Here is a 9,040-nt window from a genome sequence, read left to right as displayed (position 1 = left end):
TAAACAAGACCGAGAGCGCCATACGTATCACACATATACCGACAGGTACGGTCGTGGAATGTCAGGACGAGCGGAGCCAGTATAAAAACAAGGACCGGGCCATGCAGATCCTGCGCTCCAAGCTCTACGAGGCCAAGCAGGCCGAGCTGGAAAAGGAGCGGGCCGGCGAACGCCGCTCCCAGGTGGGCTCCGGCGACCGTTCCGAGCGCATCCGCACCTATAATTATCCCCAGAGCCGCGTGACCGACCACCGCATCGGTCTGACCCTGCACAAGCTGGATCAGATCATGGACGGCGACCTGGACGAGCTGATCGACGCCCTGACGGCGGCGGACACCGCCGCCCGGCTGGCGGCGGTGGGGGAGCGGAAGCCGTGAATATCCGCCGGACTATCCGGCGGAAACAGAAACCAAAGGCAGGCAAAGGGCCTGCCGGGGCATGAACGAGGCGAAGCAAGATGGAAACAAGAATTTTTGACCTGCGGGACACCAAGCGTCCCCAGAAGGAAGTGGAGGACCAGATCGGCGCGGCGGCGGCCATTCTCCGGGAGGGGGGCCTGCTGGCCATTCCCACGGAGACGGTGTACGGCCTGGGGGCCAACGCCCTGGACGGCGAGGCGGTGAAAAAGATTTTCGCCGCCAAGGGCCGGCCCCAGGACAATCCCCTCATCATCCACGTGCCGGGGCAGCAGTGGCTGGCCCGGTACTGCGTGGACGTGCCGCCCATTGCCTATGAGCTGGCCCGGCGGTTCTGGCCCGGCCCCCTGACCATGATCCTGAAGCGCAGCCCCGTGATCCCCGACGAGACCACCGCCGGGCTGGACACGGTGGGCGTCCGCTGCCCGGACCATACCGTGACGCTGGCGGTGATCCGGGAGGCGGGGGTGCCGGTGGCGGCCCCCAGCGCCAATGCCTCCGGCCGGCCCAGCTGCACCTCCGCCGCCGACGTGCTGGAGGACATGAACGGAAAAATCGACGGCGTGGTGGACGGCGGCCCCTGCACCGTGGGGGTGGAATCCACCATTCTGGACATGACCTGTCAGCCGCCCCGGCTGCTGCGTCCCGGCGGACTGCCTCTGGAGGAGCTGGAGAACGTGCTGGGCCGGGTGGAGGTGGACAAGGCGGTGTCCGAGCCGCTGCAGGACGGGGAAAAACCCCGGGCTCCCGGCATGAAGTACCGCCACTACGCCCCCAAGGCCCCGGTGACCGTCATCACCGGCGCGCCGGAGCTGTCGGCCCGGGAGATTCTGCGGCGGCTGGGCCCCGGCAGCGGCGTCATCTGCTTTGACGAGTACGCCGGCCTGTTCGACGGCCACGAGGTCCACACCCTGGGCAGCAGCGGCGACAAGCTGACCCAGGCCCAGCGGGTGTTTGACGCCCTGCGGTCTTTCGACAACAGCGGCGTGACGGAGATTTTCGCCCAGTGCCCCGATAACCGGGGATTGGGCCTGGCCATCAACAACCGGCTGAAAAAAGCGGCGGGCTTCCATGTGGTGGACGCCGGCGCCGCCAGCGTGGTCATCGGCATCACCGGCGGCACCGGCGCCGGCAAAACCAGCGCCCTGCAGGCCATTGAGGACCTGGGCGGCCGGGTGCTGGACTGCGACGCCGTGTACCACCAGATGCTGCGGGAGGACCGGGAGCTGCAGGAGGCCATCCGCGCGGAGTTCGGCGGCGTGTTCACCCGGGAGGGGGAGCTGGACCGGAAGAAGCTGGGAGAGATGGTGTTCAGCAGCAAGGAGCGGCTGAGCCGTCTCAATGACATCGCCTTCCGGTTTGTGAAGCCGGAGCTGGAGCGGCGGATGGCGGCGGCGCCCTGCCGCCTGTGGGCCATCGACGCCATCAGTCTGGTGGAGTCTGGGCTGGGCCAGCTGTGCGACCGCACCGTGGCCGTCACCTCGCCCCAGGAGCTGCGGGTCCGGCGGATCATGGCCCGGGACAGCATCGACGAGCGGTACGCCCGGATGCGCATCGGCGCCCAGAAGTCCGACCAGTATTTCCGGGAGCACTGCGACTGTGAGCTGGAAAACCGGGCGGAGACGGCGGAGGAGTTCCGCCGGCAGGCCCGGGCGTTCTTCGGGAAGCTCATCGCCAGCATCCGGGAGGACAAGGACAACAACCATGAAACGGCCTGAGGGCCGCGGGATTGCAAGGAGGAACACACAATGTCTGACGAACTGAAAGAGCTGAAGGAAAAGCTGTTTTCCGCCAGGAAAAACGGCTGGGACCGGATTTCCGCCGAGGACGCCGCCGGAATCGACGGCTACTGCGAGGATTACAAGCGGTTCCTGGATGCCGGAAAAACCGAGCGGCTGTGCGCCAAAGAGATCGTGGCGCTGGCGGAGCAGGCGGGCTACGTCCCCTATGAGCGGGGCATGGCCCTCAAAACCGGCGACAAGGTGTATGTCTGCAACCGGGGCAAGGGCGTGATGCTGGCGCACCTGGGCCGCCGTCCCCTGGACGCCGGCGCCCAGATCGCCGCCGCCCACATCGACTCTCCCCGGCTGGACCTGAAGCCCAACCCCCTGTATGAGGACGGGGAGCTGGCCTATTTCAAGACCCACTACTACGGCGGCATCCGCAAGTACCAGTGGCCCACCATCCCTCTGGAGCTTCACGGCGTGGTGGCGCTGAAGGACGGAACCAGCGTGGCGGTGAACATCGGCGGCGATGACGGCGACCCCCGTCTGGTGATCACCGACCTGCTGCCCCACCTGGGGGCCGAGCAGGGCCGCAAGCCCCTGGCGGAGGCCATCCCCGCCGAGAACCTGAACCTGCTGCTGGGCAGCCGCCCCGTGGCCGGAGAGGGCAGCGACCGGGTGAAGCTGGCCATCATGCAGCTGCTGCACGACAAGTACGGCATTCTGGAGGATGACTTCACCTCCGCCGAGCTGGAGGCCGTTCCGGCGGTGAAGGCCTGCGACATCGGCCTGGACCGCAGCCTCATCGGCTCTTATGGCCACGATGACCGGGTCTGCGGCTACGCCGCCCTGCGGGCGCTGCTGGACCTGGAGGAGACGCCGGAAAAGACCGCCGTCTGCGTGCTGGCGGACAAGGAGGAGATCGGCTCCGACGGCGTGACGGGCATGCAGTCCGCCGCCTTCGACACCTTCATGGAGGACCTGTGCGACGCCCAGGAGGTGCCCCTGCGGGTGTGCTTCGAGAAGTCCTTCTGCCTCAGCGCCGACGTTACCGCCGCCTTCGACCCCAACTTCGCCGAGGCCTATGAAAAGCGGAACGCCGCCTTCCTCAACTACGGCATCGGCCTGTGCAAGTACACCGGAGCCCGGGGCAAGTCCGGCGCCTCCGACGCCGACGCCGAGACGGTGGCCTACGTCCGCCGCGTCTTCGACGAGGCCGGTGTCATCTGGCAGATCGCCGAGCTGGGCAAGGTGGATCTGGGCGGCGGCGGCACCGTGGCCATGTATATGGCCAACCGCAACATCACTACGCTGGACGCCGGCGTCCCCGTGCTGAGCATGCACGCCCCCTTTGAGACCGTCTCCAAGCTGGATTGCTACGAGACGTATCTGGGCATGAAGGCCGTGTACCGGTCGGTGTTCTGAGAACCGGATCAGCAAAAACAATCCCCCGGCAGCTATGCCGGGGGATTGTTCATCCTTATTTCAGCTTCAGCGTCTTTTCGTAGGCGGCGATGACCGCCTCCATCACGGCGGAGCGGAAGCCGTTCTGCTCCAGCACCCGCACCCCCTGAATGGTGGTGCCGCCGGGGGAGCACACCGCGTCCTTCAGGGCGCCGGGGTGTTTGCCGGACTCCAGCGCCAGTCTGGCGGAACCGGAGAGCATCTGGGCCGCCAGCTCCATGGCCTGGGCCCGGGGCAGACCGCAGGCCACGCCGCCGTCAGCCAGCGCCTCCAAGAACAGGTCCGCGAAGGCGGGGCCGCAGCCGGACACGGCGGACCCGGCGTCCATCAGGTGCTCCGGCAGCTCGGAGAACCGACCCGCGGCGGCCATGTCCGTCAGGAAGGCCTTCCGCTCCGGGGCGCTGACGCCCTTGCCCACGGTGTAGAGGATCATGCCCTCGCCGATGGAGGCGGGGGTGTTGGGCATGATGCGGATGACGGGCCAGTCGCCCCCGGCCATGGTCTGAATGTCGGCGATGGTCAGCCCCGCCGCCATGGTCACCAGCACGAAGCGGGTCTCCCGCTCCGCCAGCACCGGCGCGATGTCCGAGAGCATGTCCGCCATCATCTGGGGCTTCACGCCCAGGAAGATGAAGTCGGCGCTGCGGGCCACCGCCCCGTTGTCCAGCGCCACGGAGCAGCCCAGCTCAGCGGCCAGGGCCTGGGCCTTTTCCGCCGTCCGGTTGGTGAGAAACACCTGATCCGGGCTGACGGTGCGGCACACGGCCCGGGCCAGTGCCCCGCCCATGTTGCCGGTGCCGATAAAACCGTAAGTTGCCATGATACATCACATTCCTTTGTCTTTCGTAAATTCAGCCGCACTGGAGAATCAGCCACACCCGGTCAAACCGCCGGGCCGCCAGATCCTCCTTCCGGATGCAGAAATACACGCGGCCGCAGTCGCCGAACATCAGCTCAAAGCCTTCGCCGGTGACGGTGCCCAGCTGGAACAGCAGCTGCCACTCCTCCGCGGCCTCCCGCTCCGCCCGGGCGTCCTCCGGAGAGAGGTCCGCCGTACCGCTGCCCAGATAGAACCCCCGGTCCGTCAGGGCGCACTCCCGGAAGAAGCTGCCCTGGATCACGTCCGGCCAGCCCAGCAGGCGGGAGCGGTCCTCCGGCGGGTCATCATCCATGCCCAGCATGGCCCGGGCCTCCCAGTAGGGCTCCCAGTCATCGTCCCGGTCCGGCCGGTTGGCGTAAAAGTCCTCCGCGTCGGGGAGGGTGACCTCCGGCTCCGCCGCGATGCCCATGGCGGGCAGGCGGTACTCCGCCGGCAGGCTTGCCGGGAACGACGCCGGGGCCAGTCCGTCCGTCTCCGGGAACCAGAACACCCGGGCGCAGCCCCGGTCCGCCGGGTCAAAGCCCCACCGCTGAGAACCCAGCTCGTAGAAGAAGGACAGCAGTCCCGCCTCCGGCAGCAGGTGCTCCCTGTCCAGGGGAGCCAGGTCCGCGCAGCGGAACTGGGCCAGAAAGGCCAGCGGCCGGGGACGGACGGTGTCATCGTCAAAAGTGGCTGTGGCGAAGACGGGCCACCGGAAGTCCGCCGGCACGTCCGGCGCACCGCCGAACCGGGTGGCGGCGGTCTCTGCGGGAGCCGGGCCGGCAATGGTCAGCCGGATACCGGGCCTGGCCAGGGACCGCAGCAGGTCCGCAAATTCCTCCATGTCAGGTCTCCTCTTTTTTCGGCTCCGCCTTTTCCGCCTTTTTGGCCTCGGCGGCCTTGGCCTTCTCCGCCTTGGCGGCCAGCTTGGCGGCCTTGTCGGCCTTCAGCTTCTTGCGGCTGGCGGAGGCGGTGAAGCCGCTGATGAGGGCAAAAATCAGGTAGATGGCGCAGGGGACGTACAGCTGCAGCAGCGCCTTGCCCTCGGCGGGGCGGCCGGCGGCCCGCTGCATCATCACGAACACCACCAGGGACGCCACGTCGGCCACGGCGGTGAGAACGCCCAGCAGCAGCTTGCGGTGGCCGGGCTTCTGGGTCAGCATCAGAAGAAACAGCAGCAGGGTGATGACGCTCAGGGCAACAGTCTCCAGAATCATAACAGTCTCCTCCAATTCATCGTTTGTGGGGAAAACGGCTCAGCGCACCTGGCCGTTGCCGTAGATCACGTATTTGCAGCTGGTCAGCTCCTCCAGACCCATGGGGCCCCGGGCGTGCATCTTCTGGGTGGAGATGCCGATCTCTGCCCCCAGGCCGAACTCGCCGCCGTCGGTGAACCGGGTGGAGGCGTTGACGTACACCGCCGCCGCGTCCACGGAGTTCAGGAAATCCTGGGCGCAGAAGTAGTTCCGGGTGACAATGGCCTCCGAATGGCCGGTGCCGTGGTCGGCGATGAAGTCCATGGCCTCCTCGATGCTGCCCACGGTGCGGACCGCCAGAATATAGTCGCCGTACTCGCTGTCCCAGTCCTCCTCTGTAGCGGGGACGGCACGGTCTCCCAGGATCTTCAGCGCTTCGGCGTCCGCCCGCAGCTCCACGTGCTTTTCATCCAGCAGCGGCAGGGCGTATTTCCAGAATTCCTCCGCAATGGCCCGGTGCACCACCACGCACTCGGCGGCGTTGCACACCGAGGGGCGGGAGCACTTGGCGTTGTAGACGATATTGGCGGCCATCTCCGGGTCCGCCTCCCGGTCCACGTACACGTGGCACACGCCCTCGCCGGTGCGGATGACGGGGACGCTGGCCTCCTTCGCCACCGTCCGGATGAGGCCGGCGCCGCCCCGGGGGATCAGCACGTCCACGTAGTCATTGAGGTGCATCAGCTCGTTGGCGGTCTCGTGGCTGGTGTCCTGCACCAGGGAGATGCAGTCGGCGTCCAGTCCCGCGGACACCAGGGCGTCCCGCATCAGCTCCGCCGCGCAGCGGTTGGAGCGGATGGCCTCTTTGCCGCCCCGGAGAATGCAGGCGTTGCCGGATTTCAGGCACAGGGCGGCGGCGTCCACGGTGACGTTGGGCCGGGACTCGAAGATGATGGCGATGACCCCCAGGGGGACCCGCCTGCGGCCGATGATCAGGCCGTTGGGCCGGGTCTCCATCTTGGTCACCTGACCGATGGGGTCCGGCAGCGCCGCCACCTGGCGGACGCCGGCCACGATGCCCGCGATCCGCTCCGGCGTCAGTGTCAGCCGGTCCACCATGGCGGGGCGCATCCCCGCCTCTCTGGCGGCGGCCACGTCCGCGGCGTTGGCGGCAAGCCACTCGTCCTGCCGCTCTGTCAGCGTCCGGGCGATGGCCTCCAGTGCTTCATTCTTTTCCTGGGTGCCGGCGGTGGCCAGCGCCCGGGCCGCGGCCTTTGCCGCCGCGCCCTGTCGTTCCAGTTGGGTCATGAAAAGGACCTCCTTATTGTGCTGAGATAGGACTGAACAATTGAATTAGCTTAATAGGATGAGAAGTAAATAAGGTTATGGCAGCAGAACAGCGTCAGCAGGAAGAACAACACCTGCAGCACTGTGGCATTGGTACGGCGGTACAGATACCGCCGGGGCAGCCGTGCCTTCCGGCACAGCATCCAGAAATTGCAGATGAACAGTACCGCGATGAGGGGCATCCCAAATGTCAGAGCCATCATCAATGGTGCGGAGACCAGAGCGGTCCAGCAGGTACTGTGAAAGGTTTCCGACTGCCAGTACCGGATAAAGCGGGGCAGGCCGGAGAGGATGCTCCACAGCTCCAGTGCCAGCAGCGCTGCTGTCAGGCCGTCAACAAGGCGGTACCAGCCCTTGTCGAGGCGGTCCTGCCCGCCCATCACCGCTTCGCCAGGAACCGGGTACCCACGTCCTTCCCGGCCACGATGTCATAGATGTCCTCCATCCGGGCGCCGTTGGTGATGACCATGTCGCAGCCGGACTCCATGGCAATCTCCGCGGCGGACAGCTTGGTGGCCATGCCGCCGGTGCCCCGCCAGCTGCCTGCGCCGCCGGCCATTTGGATGATCTCCGGCGTCAGCTCCGCCACCCGGTGAATCAGCTTCGCCTCCGGGTGGTCATGGGGGTCCGCCTCGTACAGCCCGTTGATGTCCGACAGCAGAATCAGCAGGTCCGCCCGGCACAGCTTGGCCACGATGGCGGAGAGGGTATCGTTGTCGCCCAGCACCTTGTGGCGGCCGGTCTCAATCTCCGCCGAGGAGACGGAGTCGTTCTCGTTCACCACCGGGATGACCCCCATCTCCAGCAGGGAGGTGAAGGTGTTGGACAGGTGCTCCGCCCGGACGGGATCGTCCACGTCGTCGCCGGTCAGCAGAATCTGGGCCACGGAGCGGTTGTACTCCGAAAACAGCTTGTCATAAATGTGCATGATGCGGCACTGGCCCACCGCGGCGGCGGCCTGCTTCATCCGCAGCTCCTTTGGCCGCTCCGGCAGCGACAGCCGGGCGGTGCCCACGGCGATGGCGCCGGAGGACACCAGAATCACCTCGTGGCCGTAGCCGCTCAGGTCCGACAGCACCCGGATCAGCCGCTCCATGCTCTGGAGGTTCAGCGCACCGGTGTCATGGGTCAGGGTGGAGGTGCCCACCTTCACCACAATCCGGTAACAGGTTTTTTGCCACATGCTCCCATCAGCTCCTTTGGGGAAAATCGTATGGAGACATTGTATCACAATAAAAGGAAAAAGAAAAGACTGACTAAAGCGGAAAAGGCTGCAAAAACTACCGGAGAAAAGGGGGGTTCCTATGACAGAAGAAACAAAGCCGTCCGGAAAAGAGGAGGAGGGGAAAGCCGACGTGGCCCAGCAGATCGTGGACCTGGGCAGCGCCCTCACCCGCACGGACCACGGCACCGTGTACTGCATGACCATCGTGGGGCAGATCGAGGGGCACAACAACGCGCCGGACACCGTCAAGACCACGAAATACGAGCACGTCCTGCCGCTGCTGGCCAAGATTGAGGAAAGTGAGCAGGTGGACGGCGTGCTGTTCCTGCTGAACACCGTGGGCGGCGACGTGGAGGCGGGCCTTGCCATCGCGGAGCTGATCGCCGGAATGACCAAGCCCACCGCCTCCATCGTGCTGGGGGGCAGCCACTCCATCGGCGTGCCGCTGGCGGTGGCGGCCCAGCGGAGCTTCGCCGTGCCGTCGGCGGCCATGACCATTCACCCGGTGCGCATGAGCGGCACCGTCATCGCCGCGCCCCAGACCTACCACTACTTCGAGCGGCTGCAGGAGCGCATCATCGCCTTTGTGGCGGGCCACAGCGGCATCTCCGGGGAGAAGTTTCAGGAGCTGATGCTGTGCAAAAACGACATGGCCGCCGACGTGGGCAGCGTCATCTACGGCGAGGAGGCGGTCCGGCTGGGCATCATCGACCAGGTAGGGGGGCTTGCCCAGGGGCTGGCGTGGCTCTACCGCAGGATGGACGAGCGGAAATAGGGAAGGCGGGACGGTCCGGGGACCGTCCCGCCTT

10 protein-coding genes are annotated in these 9,040 nt (G+C 66.5%); 4 read left to right on the top strand and 6 right to left on the bottom strand.

What is annotated here, in order from left to right:
• The 3 genes from SOX55_RS07175 to SOX55_RS07165 all read left to right on the top strand — a co-directional run.
• On the top strand, positions 1-377 hold a 377-nt coding region (locus SOX55_RS07175), incomplete at its 5' end, for a peptide chain release factor-like protein (protein WP_325286759.1).
• Between the two features lie 80 nt (positions 378-457).
• Complete coding sequence (locus SOX55_RS07170; RefSeq protein WP_325286758.1) at positions 458-2,134, top strand: L-threonylcarbamoyladenylate synthase; 1,677 nt, start codon at positions 458-460, stop codon at positions 2,132-2,134.
• Positions 2,135-2,164: 30 nt separating this feature from the next.
• On the top strand, positions 2,165-3,565 hold the full coding sequence (locus tag SOX55_RS07165; protein ID WP_325286757.1) for an aminopeptidase: 1,401 nt from the start codon (positions 2,165-2,167) through the stop codon (positions 3,563-3,565).
• A 55-nt stretch (positions 3,566-3,620) separates the two neighbouring features.
• Here the strand turns inward: SOX55_RS07165 and proC are convergent, their stop codons facing one another.
• The 6 genes from proC to proB are packed head-to-tail and all read right to left on the bottom strand — an operon-like array spanning position 3,621 to position 8,189.
• On the bottom strand, positions 3,621-4,427 hold the full coding sequence (gene proC / locus SOX55_RS07160; RefSeq protein WP_325286760.1) for a pyrroline-5-carboxylate reductase: 807 nt from the start codon (positions 4,425-4,427) through the stop codon (positions 3,621-3,623).
• 28 nt (positions 4,428-4,455) lie between these two features.
• Positions 4,456-5,307: a YwqG family protein gene (locus SOX55_RS07155; RefSeq protein WP_325286756.1), complete on the bottom strand. Its 852-nt coding sequence runs from the start codon at positions 5,305-5,307 to the stop codon at positions 4,456-4,458.
• 1 nt (position 5,308) lies between these two features.
• Positions 5,309-5,680, bottom strand: coding sequence for a hypothetical protein (locus tag SOX55_RS07150; protein ID WP_325286755.1), 372 nt, complete (start codon positions 5,678-5,680; stop codon positions 5,309-5,311).
• A gap of 39 nt (positions 5,681-5,719) precedes the next feature.
• The gene (locus SOX55_RS07145; protein WP_325286754.1) at positions 5,720-6,967 is read right to left on the bottom strand and encodes a glutamate-5-semialdehyde dehydrogenase; all 1,248 of its coding nucleotides are present in this window, start codon (positions 6,965-6,967) and stop codon (positions 5,720-5,722) included.
• A 50-nt stretch (positions 6,968-7,017) separates the two neighbouring features.
• Positions 7,018-7,386 carry a hypothetical protein gene (locus SOX55_RS07140; RefSeq protein WP_325286753.1) on the bottom strand — a complete coding sequence of 123 codons (369 nt, stop codon included), beginning with the start codon at positions 7,384-7,386 and terminating at the stop codon, positions 7,018-7,020.
• Complete coding sequence (proB, locus tag SOX55_RS07135; RefSeq protein WP_325286752.1) at positions 7,386-8,189, bottom strand: glutamate 5-kinase; 804 nt, start codon at positions 8,187-8,189, stop codon at positions 7,386-7,388. The genes SOX55_RS07140 and proB overlap by 1 nt, the downstream gene beginning before the upstream one ends.
• A gap of 121 nt (positions 8,190-8,310) precedes the next feature.
• Here proB and SOX55_RS07130 point away from each other — a divergent pair, with 121 nt between their 5' ends.
• Positions 8,311-9,006 (top strand): ClpP family protease, encoded by a 696-nt coding sequence (locus tag SOX55_RS07130; protein ID WP_325286751.1) that lies wholly within the window; start codon positions 8,311-8,313, stop codon positions 9,004-9,006.
• The last annotated feature ends 34 nt before the right edge of the window (positions 9,007-9,040 follow it).

It is taken from the genome of Dysosmobacter sp. (genome assembly GCF_034093755.1).
Classification (GTDB): Bacteria; Bacillota; Clostridia; order Oscillospirales; family Oscillospiraceae; genus Oscillibacter.
The sequence above is the reverse complement of the archived record's forward strand: the minus strand, read 5'-3'. Positions and strand labels throughout refer to the sequence as shown.